The sequence below is a fragment of the Nesterenkonia ebinurensis genome (assembly GCF_008711175.1).
Classification (GTDB): Bacteria; Actinomycetota; Actinomycetes; order Actinomycetales; family Micrococcaceae; genus Nesterenkonia; species Nesterenkonia ebinurensis.
In genome coordinates this window covers 576,506-591,537 of the sequence record NZ_VWNF01000011.1, presented here as the reverse complement: position 1 = coordinate 591,537, position 15,032 = coordinate 576,506, and the positions used below count along the sequence as shown (strand labels likewise).

General features: G+C 65.2%; 12 protein-coding genes. 10 read left to right on the top strand and 2 right to left on the bottom strand.

The window, feature by feature from the left end; all coding sequences use genetic code 11:
* The first annotated feature begins 67 nt into the window (after nucleotides 1–67).
* Both F0311_RS06590 and F0311_RS06585 read left to right on the top strand, forming a co-directional pair.
* Nucleotides 68–1,255 (top strand): DNA glycosylase AlkZ-like family protein, encoded by a 1,188-nt coding sequence (locus tag F0311_RS06590; RefSeq protein WP_150461123.1) that lies wholly within the window; start codon nucleotides 68–70, stop codon nucleotides 1,253–1,255.
* A gap of 318 nt (nucleotides 1,256–1,573) precedes the next feature.
* Entirely contained in the window at nucleotides 1,574–2,053 is a 480-nt protein-coding gene (locus tag F0311_RS06585) for an inorganic diphosphatase (RefSeq protein WP_150461211.1), read from the top strand.
* A gap of 143 nt (nucleotides 2,054–2,196) precedes the next feature.
* Here F0311_RS06585 and F0311_RS06580 read toward each other — a convergent pair whose 3' ends face one another.
* Together F0311_RS06580 and F0311_RS06575 are read right to left on the bottom strand one after the other, a co-directional pair.
* Complete coding sequence (locus F0311_RS06580) at nucleotides 2,197–4,431, bottom strand: S9 family peptidase (RefSeq protein WP_150461122.1); 2,235 nt, start codon at nucleotides 4,429–4,431, stop codon at nucleotides 2,197–2,199.
* Nucleotides 4,432–4,524: 93 nt separating this feature from the next.
* Nucleotides 4,525–5,214, bottom strand: coding sequence for a response regulator (locus tag F0311_RS06575; RefSeq protein WP_223881166.1), 690 nt, complete (start codon nucleotides 5,212–5,214; stop codon nucleotides 4,525–4,527).
* A gap of 146 nt (nucleotides 5,215–5,360) precedes the next feature.
* Here F0311_RS06575 and F0311_RS06570 point away from each other — a divergent pair, with 146 nt between their 5' ends.
* The 8 genes from F0311_RS06570 (at nucleotide 5,361) to pstA (ending at nucleotide 15,029) form a co-directional block, all read left to right on the top strand.
* Nucleotides 5,361–7,292, top strand: coding sequence for a sensor histidine kinase (locus F0311_RS06570; protein ID WP_150461121.1), 1,932 nt, complete (start codon nucleotides 5,361–5,363; stop codon nucleotides 7,290–7,292).
* Nucleotides 7,293–7,392: 100 nt separating this feature from the next.
* A complete protein-coding gene (locus tag F0311_RS06565) occupies nucleotides 7,393–8,508 on the top strand; it encodes a fatty acid desaturase family protein (RefSeq protein WP_150461120.1) in 1,116 nt (371 codons plus the stop codon).
* A 48-nt stretch (nucleotides 8,509–8,556) separates the two neighbouring features.
* On the top strand, nucleotides 8,557–9,795 hold the full coding sequence (chrA, locus tag F0311_RS06560; RefSeq protein ID WP_150461119.1) for a chromate efflux transporter: 1,239 nt from the start codon (nucleotides 8,557–8,559) through the stop codon (nucleotides 9,793–9,795).
* Between the two features lie 103 nt (nucleotides 9,796–9,898).
* On the top strand, nucleotides 9,899–10,582 hold the full coding sequence (locus F0311_RS06555; RefSeq protein WP_150461118.1) for a hypothetical protein: 684 nt from the start codon (nucleotides 9,899–9,901) through the stop codon (nucleotides 10,580–10,582).
* Nucleotides 10,579–11,187: an amino-acid N-acetyltransferase gene (locus F0311_RS06550; protein WP_150461117.1), complete on the top strand. Its 609-nt coding sequence runs from the start codon at nucleotides 10,579–10,581 to the stop codon at nucleotides 11,185–11,187. The genes F0311_RS06555 and F0311_RS06550 overlap by 4 nt, the downstream gene beginning before the upstream one ends.
* Nucleotides 11,188–11,406: 219 nt before the next feature.
* Complete coding sequence (pstS, locus tag F0311_RS06545) at nucleotides 11,407–12,573, top strand: phosphate ABC transporter substrate-binding protein PstS (protein WP_150461116.1); 1,167 nt, start codon at nucleotides 11,407–11,409, stop codon at nucleotides 12,571–12,573.
* Nucleotides 12,574–12,747: 174 nt separating this feature from the next.
* On the top strand, nucleotides 12,748–13,755 hold the full coding sequence (gene pstC / locus F0311_RS06540) for a phosphate ABC transporter permease subunit PstC (RefSeq protein ID WP_150461115.1): 1,008 nt from the start codon (nucleotides 12,748–12,750) through the stop codon (nucleotides 13,753–13,755).
* Nucleotides 13,755–15,029 (top strand): phosphate ABC transporter permease PstA, encoded by a 1,275-nt coding sequence (pstA, locus tag F0311_RS06535; protein WP_223881165.1) that lies wholly within the window; start codon nucleotides 13,755–13,757, stop codon nucleotides 15,027–15,029. The genes pstC and pstA overlap by 1 nt, the downstream gene beginning before the upstream one ends.
* Nucleotides 15,030–15,032: the final 3 nt, after the last annotated feature.

Sequence of the window (15,032 nt, the reverse complement as noted above, 5' to 3'; positions counted from 1 at the left end):
CGTGTCTGCTGAGCCTGTCACTGTGAGTCCGGAGTGGGTGCGGGGTGCGGTGGTGGCCGCGTAGAAGATCCCTCCCCCCGCAGGGGCAGGGGAATACGACGACGCCGCCGATGTCCTGGGCGGACTGGGGCTCATCCAGCTGGACCCGCTGACCCGGGTCTCTACTGCCCAGCGGCTGACCTGCCTGACCCGGTTGCCGCGCAAGCACCGAGCCGAGCAGGTGGACGCCGCTCTGTGGCCTGCCGAGGCGCCTGCATCCTTCGAGGCGTTCACCAAAGTGGCCTGTGTCTTCCCGCTTCAGGACTGGCCGCTGCTGCGGCTGCGGCGTGAGGCTACTCGGGCCCGCCACGGGGAGAAGATCGCCCCAGCCGTCCGGGGCCGCATCCTTGAGCTGGTGGCTGAGCATCCTGGCGGTGTGCCCACCGGGGTGCTTGAGGCAGAGTTCGGCCCGGAACGCACCACCGGCTGGCACTGGTCTCAGGTGAAGGAGGCCGCTGAGCTGATGGTCCGGATGGGCGATCTGGTGGTCACCGCCCGGGACGGTGTGATCCGTCTCTTCGATCTGCCAGAGCGTGCCCTGCCAGCTGAGGTCCGCGAGGCCGAGGACCTGCCTGACGATACTCTGCGCGCCGGGCTGGCCCGGCGTGCCGCGGCCAGTTTGGCGGTGATGACCGTCAGCGACTTCGCCCACCACTATCACCTGGATAAGCACAACGCCCGATCGAGCCGAAAGGGCAGTGGTGCTAGTACCGGCTCCCCTGAGGCGATTGAGAGGCGTGAGCGAAGCGACGCAGCCCATGGAATCGAACTGGCAGGACTTACTCCGGTTGCTGTGGAGGGTTGGCGAGAGACAGCCTATGTGCTGCCTGAGCTGCTGGAGGCAGAGGCGCCTGAAACCGGGATCGGAGCGGATGGTCCCGCTCTGGGGCCGGTGAAGGAAGCCCGGCTGATCGGTCCCTTCGATCCGCTGCTGCGTGATCGCCGCCGGGCTCAGCGGATCTTTGGCTTTGACTACACCTTCGAGGCCTACGTGCCGCGGGATAAGCGGATCTACGGCCATTACGTGATGGGCGTGCTCTCCGGCACAGAGCTGATCGGACGGGTGGACCTCTGGCGCCGCAGCGGCGAGCTAGTGGTCAACCAGATCTGGGCAGAACTCGGGTATCCGTCACGGAGCGTGACCGCCCGCGCCAAAGCGGCAGCCCCAATCCTGACGCGTCAGCTTGGCGTTGCTCTGCGGCTGCCTGATTCGTAAGGTGGGTGGGCAGCTGTTCCTGGCCGTCGACACCGGCTTTTCATGAGTACACCGCGTTATAAGCCGGTGTATCTTTGATAACCCGGTGTAGTTGCGGGGCGGGGCGTCGTCGCTTCGGGTATCGTCTCAATCGCCTGCCCGCATTGCGGGCAACCCTCAGTCGCCTCGGACATTGCGCCGCAAGCACCACATTTCACTCGGCTCGGTCGGGTCTCGGAAGACCTCGCGTGAGCGCGGGTCTTTGCTCGGCTCAATCGGCGGCCGTTATACGCTGAGGGATGGAACGCTGACTTTGAACCCAAGGAGGAAGACGTGGCAATTGTCCGCGATGTGACCATCGAGATTCCGGCCGGATCCCGCGTGAAGTACGAGATCGACCACGAGACCCACCGGCTGCGCCTGGACCGGGTGCTGTTCACCCCCATGCAGTACCCCGCGCACTACGGGTACTTCGACGACACCCTGGGCGAGGACGGCGACCCCTTGGATGCTCTGGTCTACATCCCTGATGTCGACCTGATCCCCGGAGTAGTGGTGGAGGCCCGCCCGATCGGCGTGCTGAACATGACCGACGACGGCGGCGGGGATGCCAAGCTGGTCTGCGTGCTGGACGATAAGCGTTTCGACCACATCACTGACGTCAGCGACCTGGGCGAGTTCCTGGTCAAGGAGATTGAGCACTTCTTCACCCGCTACAAGGATCTTGAGCCCGGCAAATGGGTCAAGATCGAGGGCTGGGCCGGCCGCGAGGAGGCCGAGGCCGAGCTGAAGCGCTCCATCGATCGTTTCAGCAAGTAGCCTTTTTCGTTCGGTGGTCTCCTGCAACGACGTTTTTGCCTGATATCGGGGTGATTTGTCGTTGCACGGGGCCACCGAACGTGTAGTTGAGGCGTGGCCCAACGTGAAGCGCCGAACCTGGGGTCAGCCGGCGGGAGCGGCAGTCAGCTGAGCTTCTGGGCGGCACCGAGGTGGTGGGCTAGCCAGGCGTAGTCCCAGGCCCGCTCCTTCCACTTCTCATACCGGCCTGAGGCTCCGCCGTGCCCGCCGTCGATCTCGGTCTTCAGCACGATGGGTGCATCCCCCTGCTGGTGTTCGCGCAGCACCGGCACCCATTTGGCCGGCTCCACGTAGAGCACCCGGGTGTCGTTGAGTGAGGTCACTGCGGCAATGGCCGGATAGGTGGTGCGGTGTACGTTCTCGTAGGGCGCGTAGGACTTCATGTACGCATACACCTCGGGGTCTTCGATCGGATTGCCCCACTCCTCCCACTCACCGGCCGAGAGCGGCAGATCCGGGTCAAGAATGGTGGTCAAGTTGTCCACAAAGGGAACCTGGGCCACGATCGCGGCGTACTTCTCAGGGGCCAGGTTCGCCACTGCGCCCATCAGCAGCCCGCCGGCCGAGCCGCCGATCGCCGCCACCCGGCCAGGGGCACCCCAGCCCTCAGCCACCAGGTGATCGGTGACCGCGATGAAGTCGGTGAAGGTGTTCTTCTTATTCAGCTTCTTGCCGTCTTGGTACCAGAGTCGGCCCAGCTCGCCCCCGCCGCGGATATGCGCCACGGCAAACACGATCCCGCGGTCCAGCAGCGATAGCGACGGGATGCCCAGGGAGGCGTCCATGCTGATCTCGTAGGACCCGTAGCCATAGACCACTAGCGGATTGGTGCCGTCGGGCTGCACCTCGACCCGGCGCAGCAGGCTGATGGGCACTTTGGTCCCGTCCTGCGCTTGAGCCCACAGCCGTTCGGCCACGTAGTCTGCCGGGTCGAAGTCGTTGACGGGGGTCTCCCGCCGCAGCAGCGGCTCGCCGGTGGGGTGAGGATCAGCGACGTCTGGGACCAGTGCAGGCGCGTTAGCGTCTGTGCGGGCTACGTGGTGGCGGATGTCGTAGACCCGGTCCGGCACCAGCCAGGAGGTGTACTCCACCCGGAACATCGGGGCCTCGAACCGGGCCTGCACTACACTCACCGCATGGATCTCGTCTTCAAAAGCAGGACCAGGCAACGACGACGCCGTCACCGCGCCCCCGCCGTGACGCACCTGGCGTACGGTGTCCAGTGAGAGCAGCCGCACGGAGGGGTTCGCATTGATCCGGGCCTCCACCAGGATCTGGGCTGCGGTCACCGTGAGATAGAAATCGAGCTTCACCTCATCTTCGTGCCGTAGCACCGTAGGACCAAGATCAAGAGCCTCAGCATCGGCTTGGGCCCGCAGCGCCTCCGCGGTGGTCAGCGAGACGGAGTTGTTCGGACCGTGCTGGTTATGGGTGATCAGCAGCATCCGCTGCCCGTCCAGATCGAAGGGGGCCACAAAGTTGATCAGTCGCCGGGAGGCCGGGATGATCTCCACCGGCTCCGCGTGGGCGTCAGTGAGGTCCAGCAGCCGGGTGGCGTTCCACTCCGAGCCGCCGGACTCGATCACCAGCTGCTTGCGGTCTGCCGAGTACCAGGCCCCGGACCACTGAGTGATGTCATCGATCTGCAGCAGCAGCCGGTCCTCTTCCGGCTCGGTCCCGATAGTGTGCACATATAACCGATCGGGCCGCCAGGACTCATCGGCGGCAAAGTAATAGGCGCGCTTCCCGTCCGGGGAGAGGTAGATCCCGTAGTGCAGGTTCTCCACCGACTCCGGCAGATTCTCACCGGTGATCAGGTCACGAAACCGCAGGGTGAAGTGCTCATCCCCGCTGGTGTCCTCCGAGTAGGCCAGCAGGGCGCCCGACTCATCAATCGCCATCCCGCCCAGCGAGTAGAACGGGTGCTTGGCCGCCTCAGCATTGGTGTCGAAATACACTTCTTCGCCGACCAGCGGCACACCGGGTTCAACCACCGGCGGCTCCCAGGAGGCTGGATCCCTCACAGGGGTCCGGCAGTACACCGGGTGCTGCTCGCCCTCAATGGTGCGGGTGAAGTACCACCAGTCCCCGCGCCGGGCCGGGACGCTGAGGTCGGTCTCCACCGTGCGGGCCTTGATCTCCTCGAAAATCGCTTTGCGCAGCGGTTCCTGGTCTGCGGCCGTTGCCTCGGTATAGGCGTTCTCCGCCTTCAGATGCTCAATGACCTCCGGGTTGTCCTTCTCCCGCAGCCACTCATAGTGGTCCACAAAGGTGTCCCCGTGGTGGGTCCGCTCAACAGGAATCTTCTTCGGCACAGGGGGAGCAGGCGTCGTCGTCATCCCTCCATTCAACCAGTGTTTGTCCCGCCGGCGGGCACAGGTCCCGCTCGGCTCTCGGCCGCGTTGCCGAGGCCTTCACGCCTGAAACGTGACTCACTCCCCGGCTCTGATCAAGCCGGACTCATAGGCGGTGACCACAATCTGGGTGCGGTCGCGCAGCCGCAGCTTGCTCAGTATCCGAGAGACATGGGTCTTGACAGTCTGCTCGGCCAGGAACAGCTCCGCAGCGATCTCAGCGTTGGGCAGGCCGCGGGAGACCAGCCGCATCACATCCAGCTCCCGCTCGGTCAGTCCAGCCAGAACAGTCTTGTTCTGCGCGGTGACAGCGGGCCGGGCCGCGTAGTCAGCGATCAGGGTGCGGGTGATTTTCGGCGAGAGCAGCGCCTCGCCCTCGGCCACCACCCGCACAGCCTGAATCAGCTCCTCCGGTGTGGCGTCCTTGAGCAGGAACCCGCTGGCCCCGGAGCGCAGGGCGGCAAAGACGTACTCATCGGCGTCGAAAGTGGTCAGCATCAGGATCCGTGGCGGCTCACCAGGCATACTGAGCACTGTGCGCGTAGCCTCCAGACCGTTGACCTGCGGCATCCGGATGTCCATGAGCACCACATCGGGCCGGGTGCGCCGCACGGTGTCCACGATCCCTGCACCGTCCTCAGCGGCGCCGACCACCTCGATCCCCTCCTGGGCGTCCAGCAGGGCAGCGAACCCGGCGCGGATCATATGCTGGTCGTCGACAATGAGCACGCGCACAGGGCGAGAGGGGGAGACGCTGTTATCGGCCACGGCTTTACGCTACCCCAGCAGGGATTCCGGCCTGATCCCGACGGCCCGGTATTGCCGAGAATTGTCCCGCCGGTATCACCAGCACACCCGAGTTTCACTCCCCGGCGGGACGCCGAAACCGACGACGGATGCTTAGCGTGTAGGGCATGAACAACATCACATCACTGAGTGAGCGGCCATCGAGCCTCCTCTCAAGTCTTGCCCGGGACTACGCCTATGTGCTGCCCGGATTCCCGATCGCTGTGTTCAGCTTCAGCCTATTGCTGGCACTGACGGTGACCTCTGCTGCCACCGCGATCCTGTGGATCGGCGCGTTGCTGATGCCGCTGACCTTGGTGGTCGGTACAGGATTCGCCGAGCTGGACCGTCACCGGCTGCGGTTCTGGGGAGTCCTCCTGCCTCAAGCCGTCTACCGCCCGATTGGTCAGGGGTTGGCCGGGAAGCTACGCATCCTCGCCGACCCGCGCCGTTGGCTGGACTTGGTCTTCGAAATGCTCATCACCTTTCCGCTGCGACTGTTCACCTTCAGCGTGACGGTGGTGTGGACCGCCATCGGACCAGCGGGACTGACATATTTCTTCTGGTCGCTGTACCTGCCCGGCGAACGCGGGCTGATCCAGCTGCTTCGCCTGACCGATGCCGGTTTGGTCCCCGAAAGTACAACGGCACAGTATTTCTTGGACTCCGGCGCCTACTTCCTGCTCGGGCTGGTTTTCCTGGTCACATTGCCCGCGGTGGTGCGTGTGCTCGCCACGATGGACGCTGCACTCACCACTGCGCTGTTGGGCGGCGTCGATTTCGCCGGCGCAGCAGCCCCACACAGTCCCCGCGATGACCGCACTGCGTCGACCACCCCGCTTACTAGGGTCACCGGTGGTACCAGCGGGCCGACAGTATCTTTTAGCCGTGCGGCGTGGTCCTGGATCGGTACCGGCTTCGCCGCTGTGGTGCTGCTTGCCGTGGGGTGGCCGATCACCGCCACGGCCCACTCCGTTCCGGTGACGGTTGCCATGGTGCTGGTGCTCGCGCACTGCGGGTCGGTAGTGCTCACCCTGTACCAGCCATGGATTGGGCTCATGCTCTCCCTGGCGGCATCCGGAGGACTGATGGTTGCTGTCGCCGAAGCGGCAACCTCCCCCTGGCCATGGCCGATGACTGCGCTGATCACCCAGTGCGCGGTCCTCAGCGTGGCCGCACTGGCCCGGCCCTGGTACTACGCGGTCTCCGCCTGGTGCGGCGGGGCGGTCCTGACCCTTGTCGCGCTGCTCATCGTTGAACTTGAGACGGCCAGCGGGGCGCTGGCCAACAGCATTGTGTCCGTCTCAGTGACCGCGAGTGTCGTGGTCATCGGTGTACTGGTGCGGCTGTGGATCCTCAACGCCGGGCGGCTGGAGGCCGCCGAACGCACCAGTGCGGAGCAGGACCGTCGCCGCAAGGAGCTCCAGGAGCGCAACCGGATCGCCCGCGAGCTGCACGATGTGGTGGCTCACTCGATGTCAGTGATCAGCGTCCAGGCCTCCACCGCCCAGTATCGGAACCCCGGGATCGACGACGCCGCCCGCCGCGAATTCGAGGAGATCGCCGGCTCATCCCGGCAGGCACTGAGCGAGATGCGGATGCTGCTGAGCATCCTGCGCGGCGAAGACGAGGTGCCCACCGCGCCGGAACCCGGACTGGAGGACATCGACGAGCTGATCGAGACCACCCGAGCCTCCGGAACCCTGATCAGGTACCGCGGCCTCACTCCGGAGAGCGACGCCGCCCTGATCGCCTCTGCCACCCCGGCAGCAGCGCTCGCCGCCTACCGGATTGTGCAGGAGGCGCTCAGCAACGCACTACGACACGCCCCGGCCGCAGAGGTGGAGGTCGTGCTGAAGGCGGAGAAGATTGGTCCGATCCGCCGGCTGAACATCAGCGTGCTCAACAGGGCCTCCCCGGAGGAGATCGCAGAGCCTGCACCAGGGGCGGGCCTGGGTCTGAGCGGCATCAGCGAGCGGGCCGCGGCAGTGGGCGGCACTGCTGAGGCCGGGCCCACTGAGGACGGCGGCTTCGCAGTGCGTGCCCGGCTGCCGCTCTGAGCCGCTGCTGAGGAGAGCCCCTGACCCCTACTGAGGTAGGGGGTCAGTTTGGCTCCGGGGAGGGACGCGCAGAGCCACAAGGTGCTTCTAACCTGGAGCCATGACCATCACCCAGGATGCCCCGCGCAGCACATCTTCGTCCAAGCCCGCTCGCACTCCTGCGCCTAACAGGCAGACCAATGAGTTCTTCGAGCTCGCTCGGCGGGTGAAGGAGGCCGGGCTGATGGAACGGGGCGCGGAGAGCTACATCGGCCGCGGCGTCGTACTCCTCCTCGGCTTCACGGCGGCTGCTGCGCTGCTGGTGCTGCTCGGCGACAGCCTCTGGCAGCTGGCGGTGGCGGTGCTCTTCGGCATCCTGTTCACCCAGACTGCCTTCGTCTCCCACGACGCCGCCCACCAGCAGGTGTTCAGCAACGGGCGGAAGAACGAGTGGCTGTCCCTTCTGGTCGGTGACTTGGGGGTGGGCATGTCCTACAGCTGGTGGGTGCGTAAGCACGGTAAGCACCATGCCAACCCCAATGTGATCGGCAAGGACGGGGACATCGCTGCCGGCATCCTGGCCTTCATCCCGGAGGATGCGGCCTCGCGCACCGGGATCGCCGCCTGGTTCGCCAAGCGGCAGGGCTGGTTCTTCTTCCCGATCCTGCTGTTCTTCGGGTTTGTGCTGCACGGCCAGGCGGTGCTCGCAGTCGTTCGCGGCACCAAGGTCAAGCGCCGTGGGGTGGAGGCCAGCTTCCTGGCCCTGCGCCTGATCGGCTATCCCGCACTGATCCTCTGGCTGTTGGGACCGGTACTGGGAGCCGCGTTCCTGGTGGTGCAGATAGCGGTGTTCGGCGTGTACATGGGAGCCAGCTTTGCGCCCAATCACAAGGGCATGCCGCTGATCCCTAAGGATGCTGAGGTCGACTTCCTGAGCAGGCAGGTGCTCACTTCCAGGAACATCGCCGGCGGTCGCCCTATGGGCTGGGCGATGGGCGGGCTGAACTACCAGATCGAACACCACCTCTTCCCCCGGATGGCAAGCCCCAAGCTGTATAAGGTGCGTCCGCTGGTGCGCGAGTTCTGCGCGGAGCGCGGCATCACCTACACCGAGACAGGGCTGTTCGAGTCCTATGGGATCGTGATCCGCTACCTCAACCGAGTGGGGCTGGGCTACGCCGACCCCATGGAGTGCCCCATCACCTCCCAATTTAGGACGACGACAAAGGTCATGTGAGCCCCGCGCCTCTCCTACAGTTCACGTCGCTGTGCTAAAACGTGGCGGGTGAGCACCCCCGCATCCGAGTATGAGCCCCAGCCCGCAGCACGCCCGGGGACCGTATGGGAGGTCTTCCTGGTCTTCCTGCGGCTGGGCCTGACCAGCTTCGGCGGACCGGTGGCGCATATCGCCTACTTCCGCGAGGCGTTTGTGGTGCGCCGCAGATGGCTGACCGAAAAGGCCTACGCAGACCTGATGGCGCTCTGCCAGTTCCTGCCCGGCCCGGCCTCATCCCAGGCGGGAATGGCCCTGGGCCTGCAGCGGGCCGGAGTCGGTGGGCTGTTCGCCGCCTGGTTCGCCTTCACCATGCCCTCGGTGGTGCTCCTGGTGGCTTTCGCCTACGGGGTGGCCAACGCCGGAGACCTCACCGACGCCGGCTGGATCAACGGGCTCAAAGCCGCCGCCGTGGCCGTGGTGGCTCACGCAGTGCTGGGCATGGCCCGCTCGCTGACCCCGGACCCGCCGCGGGCCACTATCGCAGTGGGCTCCATGGTGGTGGTGCTGCTGGTGCCCAGTCCGTTCATCCTGGTGGGCGCCATCGCACTCTCCGGACTCATCGGCCTGATCGCCCTGCGCGCCCCCGATGAGCCCCTGAACAGTAAGGATGCCTTCCCGCTGCGGATCCCCAAGGCCGTCTCGATCACCTGCCTGAGCGCATTCTTCGTCCTGCTGATCGGACTGCCTGCGGCAGCGGCAGCCACCGGCAACTCGGTGCTGACGCTCTTCGACACCTTCTACCGCGCCGGCGCCCTGGTGTTCGGCGGCGGCCATGTGGTGCTGCCGCTGCTGGAGGCCGAGACCGTAGGTGCCGGGCTTATCGACTCTTCCACCTTCCTGGCCGGCTACGGTGCGGCCCAAGCCGTGCCGGGTCCGCTGTTCACCTTCTCCGGATTCCTGGGCGCCTCCGCCGCAGGGGACCCCACCGGCCTGCTCGGGGCAGTAATTGCGGTGCTTGCGATCTTCCTGCCCGGCGGGCTGCTGGTGGTGGGCACTGTGACCTTCTGGGAGCAGCTGCGCAGCAACCGCATCGCCCGCAAAGCGCTGCTGGGCTTCAACGCCGGGGTGGTCGGCGTGCTGGGTGCGGCCCTCTACAGCCCGGTCTTCACCGCTGGCATCATGGACACAGCCAACCCCGCTCTGGCGGTCTGCTTCGCGGTGGCCGCCTTCGTGGCGCTGAACAGCTGGAAGGTCCCGGCCTGGGCGGTGGTGATCGTCGCCGGCCTGCTCGGCTGGGTGGTGCTCTAACCCGCGCCGCTCCCGGGTTCCGCAGGCCCTGCTGACTAGGCTGTGAGAGAACGAGCCGGGCCCCGGCTCCTGGTCACCACGAGACGGGAAGCGAGTCAACGCCATGAACCAGCGCCGCCGCGCTTCGCCCGCCGTCTACCGCCGGCGCCGCCTGGTGGCCGCCCTGCTCGCGGTGCTGCTGCTCGCCCTGGCCATCTGGGGAATGCGCACCCTCTATGACCGGATCTTCGGCGATGACCCGGAACCTGCCGGCCAGACTGAGGAACAGACAGAGAATGATGACGCCCGATTGAGCCGAGAGGAGAGCGGAGCTGATTCTGAATCTACCGAGGAGCCCGCAGCCGAAGGCACTGAGGAGGAGCCTTCAGCTCCCGAGGACCCTGCAGCCGAGGGTGACTGCGCTGCAGCTGATATCGAGGTCAGGGCCAGCACCAGCCATGAGTCCTACGACGCCGCCACCGCACCCATGCTGATCATGGAGATCGAGAACACCGGCTCATCAGAGTGCATTCTGGATGCGGGCACCGCAGAGCAGCAGTTCAGCGTCTCTTTGGGCGGCCGGGAGATCTTCACCACCGCCCAGTGCGATATCGATGGAGAGTCCTTGGAGATTGAGTTCGAGCCCGGCCAGACCGAGCGGGCCAATATGGTCTGGCCGCGCTCCGAGTCGGCGGTGGACTGCGCTGAACCGGCCGAACTGGTCACCGGCGATTACGAGCTGACTGTCTCCGTCTCCGGGATCACCTCTGAACCCCATACCTTCCACGTCACCGGAGCAAGCCAATGAACGATTTTCCTGAGCCTTTGGGGGTGAATCCCGGCAAGGCTTCGCCGGGATTCAGTATCAGACCGGCGCGGACCTCCGATGTGCCGCGGATTGTGCAGATGGCCCAGCCCCTGGTGGAGAAACGAGTGCTTGTGCCCAAGGAACGGGTGGCCTACTACGAATCCATCCAAGAGTTCCTCATCGCCGAGAGTGCCCCTGGGGACCGGCAGCATCTGGAAGATTCTCCGGACCACGTCAGGGGCACTGAGGGGGATCTGATCGGCTTCGGGGCACTACACGTGATGTGGGAGGACCTGGCCGAGGTGCGTACTCTGGCGACTCTGGAGTCCTGGCGGGGCCTCGGCGTCGGCGGTGCACTGCTGCACCAGCTGCTGGACCGGGCCCGGACGCTGGGCACCTCCCGGGTGTTCTGCCTGACCTTCGAGGAGGAGTTCTTCACCCGCCACGGGTTCCAGGTGATGGCCGACCAGACCCCGGTGGACCCGGAGGTCTACGCCGAGCTGCTGCGCTCCCCGGATGAGGGTGTGGCGGAGTTCCTGGACTTAGCCCGTGTGAAGCCCAACACACTGGGCAATACCCGGATGATCCTTGACCTGGACGTCTAAAGATCCCTGAGCGTCCTCTGACTCCGACTAAACCGTTTAGCCCCCAGGTGTTCACCTCCAGTTCACCCGATCAGCAACTTCTGGTCACTTCACGTCCTTAGCGTGGCACCCGGTTCGACCAGCGCGCCTGCACGGTGCGCGAACCGAAGAAGTCCAAGCACCAAGAACTCGGCGCCGACCTAAGCCCGCGCCGACGCTCAAACCTCAGAGAGGGACAACGTGAAGGTAGCAAGCTTCGGCCGCGCAGCGGCCATTCTGTCCGTGGCATCACTGGCCCTGGTGGCCTGCAACGGCGACGACAACGGAAACGGTGACGATAACGGCACCGACGACAACGGCACGGTGGACAACGGCGCCGATGACAATGGCAACGGCGAGGCCTCCGGCGACATCGACTACTCCACCCTCGCCGGCACGCTTTCCGGCTCCGGCGCCTCATCCTTCCAGCTGGCCATCCAGGAATGGCAGTTGGAATTCCCCAACCTCACCGCTGGTGTGGATGTGGACTACGACGCCGTAGGCTCCGGCGACGGCCGCGCCAACTTCCTCAACGGCGCTGACTCCTTTGCCGGCTCCGACGCTCTGATGAGCGATGATGAGTTCGCCCAGTCCCAGGAGCGCTGCGGCGAAGACGGTGCCTTCCACCTGCCCACCGCCATCCTGCCGATCGCCGTGGGGGTGAACCTCGAGGGTGTGGACGAGCTGGTCCTGGACGGCGAGACCATCGCTCAGATCTTCGCCGGTGAGGTCACCAGCTGGGACGACGAGACCATCGCGTCCCTCAACGACGGTGTGGACCTGCCTTCCACCACTATCACCGTGGTGCACCGCCAGGACTCTTCCGGAACCACCGAGAACTTCACCGACTACTTGGAGCAGGCCACCGACACCTGGACCTGGGAAGCCGACTCAGAGTGGCCCAGCGAGATCTCCGCAGAGACCGGCGACGGCACCTCCGGGGTGATCAGCGCAGCCCGCTCCGTGGACGGCGCCATCACCTACGCCGACGCCCAGCAGGCAGAGGACGGCGGACTGACCAGCGTGCAGCTGGAGATCGGCGGCGAGTCCAGCGCACCCTCCGCTGAGGCAGCAGCCCAGGCGGTGGCCAGCTCCGAGCTGCGCGGCGGCCAGGCTGAGAACGACATGGGCTTCGATTTGGCCCGTGCCACTGAGGAGCCCGGCGCCTATCCGATCGTCCAGGTGGCCTACACCATCTGGTGCAACGAGTACGACAGCACCGAGGAGGCTGAGCTGGCTGCCGGCTTCGCTCACTACATCACCTCCGCTGAGGCTCAGCAGATCGCAGCCGATGTTGCCGGCGCCGCCCCGCTGAACGAGGACCTGATCAGCCAGGCGCACGAGGCGATCAGCCAGATCTCCGGCTGATACCGGGCCTGTTTGAGGCCCACCACAAGCTCCCTGATCCTTCAGGGATTCTCAAATGGTGCGAGTGACAGCGGACGCCGGGGTCCAGCCAAAAGCTGAGCTCCGGCGTCCGCGACCGCACCGCCCAATGACCTATCACCACCGCACCACTGGCACCGCAAGAGAGGCAGCACGGTGACGACTGACTCCACCACCCGGTCACAGCGCCGCAAGTTAGCCAAGAAACCGGACAACACGCTGGTCAGCGCCGACCGAGCCGGTGCAGGCCTGGACCGAGGCTTCGCCGGGCTGGCCAAAGCCGCCGGCATCTTCATCCTGATCATTCTGGCCTTTGTGGCGTTCTTCCTGTCCTGGAACTCAGTGGGTGCCCTCTACCAGGAGGAAGAGGGCCTGATCATCGGCCGGTTCCTCTCCTATGCCTGGCCCTTCGCCCTGGGCACTGTGGTGGTCGCCCTGCTGGCCCTGATCATGGGAGCTCCGATCGCCATCGGAGTCGCCCTCTATATCTCCCACTACGCACCCCCGCGGGCCTCCAAAACCATCGGCTACATCATCGACCTGCTGGCCGCCATCCCCTCAGTGGTCTACGGAGCCTGGGGCATGTTCGTGCTGGCTCCCGCCATGGTCCCCCTCTACCACTGGCTCAGTGAGTGGCTCTACCTCTGGCCCGAGGAGAATCTGGGCTGGGGCATCCCCTTCTTCGCCGGCTCACCCGGTATGGGCCAGAACATCTTCACCGCCTCGGTGGTGCTGGCGGTGATGATCCTGCCGATCATCTCCTCAGTCTGCCGGGAGATCTTCATCCAGACCCCCAAGCTGCACGAGGAGGCCGCTCTGGCACTGGGAGCCACCCGCTGGGAGATGATTAAGATGGCGGTGTTCCCCTTTGCCCGCCCCGGCATCATCTCCGGTGTGATGCTCGGCCTGGGCCGGGCCCTGGGCGAGACCATGGCTGTGGTCATGGTGGTCTCCGGCCTCGGCTTCCAGGCCTCCATCATTTCCCCCGGCAACTCCACCATCCCGCGTGAGATCGCCCTGAACTTCGGTGAGACCGGCCACGGCACCGAACGCTGGCACCAGCTGGTAGCCCTGGGGCTGGTGCTGTTCATCATTACCCTGGCAGTCAACATGGTGGCCCGCTGGATCGTCTCCCGCCACAAGGAATTCTCAGGGGCCAACTGATGTCCGAGACCGATACCAAGCACATGCACCAGAAGTTCGAAGAGCATCAGCGAGCCGAGCAGGACCAGGTCCACCTCGGCTCCGCAGCAGGAATGGTGGGATCCGTGAGCAACGTTGAACCGCAGGAACTCATCCGCCCCAGGTCTCTGGTGGGCAACGTGCTGCCCAAATGGTTCTTGCCGGCAACCGCCGGGGTGGGCGTCGTCGTCGGTTTTGTGATCAGTTATCTGATCGGCGGGCTCAGCGTGAACTACGCGCTGTGGTTCGTCTTCGCCGCGATCATCTACGTGTTGGTCAGCTACCTGATCACCCGTCAGCAGCTCAACAAGCGCAAAGCTGTCGACGGGCTGTGGCGCAACCTGGTCTACGTGGCGTTCGTGATTGCACTGATTCCGCTGGTCTCAGTGATCTGGTCGGTGACGGTGGACGGCTTCCAGGGCATCACCCACTCCTCGTTCTGGACCCAGGACATGAGCCAGAACGCGGCCAGGACCCGGGAGCAGGCCATTCATGACGGTGAGGCGCCGATGGGCGGTGGGGTGCTGCACGCGATCATCGGCTCACTGCTGATCACCCTGACCGCCACGGTGATCTCGGTGCCGATCGGCCTGCTGACTTCCATTTACCTGGTGGAATACTCCCGAGGAGGCCCACTGTCCCGGGGCATCACCTTCTTTGTGGATGTGATGACCGGTATCCCCTCGATCGTGGCCGGGCTGTTCGGTGTAGCCGCCATGCAGACCATTCTGATGCTCGGCAATCAGATCGGGCTCTGGAGCTACGGGCCGGGCAACTACTCCATGGGCATCACTGCCGCAGTGGCCCTGTGCGTGCTGATGATCCCGGTGGTGGTCCGCACCACTGAGGAGATGCTGCGCGTGGTGCCCAATGAGCTGCGCGAAGCCTCCTATGCCCTGGGTGTGCGCAAATGGCGGACCATTCTGAAGGTGGTCATCCCCACCGCGATCTCCGGCATCGCCGCTGGTGTGACTCTCTCGATCGCCCGGGTGATCGGTGAGACCGCCCCCATCCTGCTGACCGCCGGCACCCTGACCCGGGTGAACTGGGACATGTTCGCTGGATCCATGATGACCCTGCCGGTGTACATCTACCACACCTTCCGTTACCCTTACGGCGGGCCCGGAGAGCTGGAGTACCTCTCCGAGCAGCGCGCCTGGGGTGCGGCCCTGGTGCTCATCATGATCGTGATGACCCTGAACCTCATTGCCCGCATCATCGCCAACGTCTTCGCTCCCAAGAAGACCGGTCGCTAAGGA

Coding starts and splice junctions, on each gene's coding strand:
- F0311_RS06550 (WP_150461117.1), top strand. CDS start 10,579: ATGAACGATTTTCCTGAGCCTTTGGGGGTGAATCCCGGCAAGGCTTCG.
- F0311_RS06555 (WP_150461118.1), top strand. CDS start 9,899: ATGAACCAGCGCCGCCGCGCTTCGCCCGCCGTCTACCGCCGGCGCCGC.
- pstA (WP_223881165.1), top strand. CDS start 13,755: ATGTCCGAGACCGATACCAAGCACATGCACCAGAAGTTCGAAGAGCAT.
- F0311_RS06580 (WP_150461122.1), bottom strand. CDS start 4,431: ATGACGACGACGCCTGCTCCCCCTGTGCCGAAGAAGATTCCTGTTGAG.
- F0311_RS06565 (WP_150461120.1), top strand. CDS start 7,393: ATGACCATCACCCAGGATGCCCCGCGCAGCACATCTTCGTCCAAGCCC.
- F0311_RS06570 (WP_150461121.1), top strand. CDS start 5,361: ATGAACAACATCACATCACTGAGTGAGCGGCCATCGAGCCTCCTCTCA.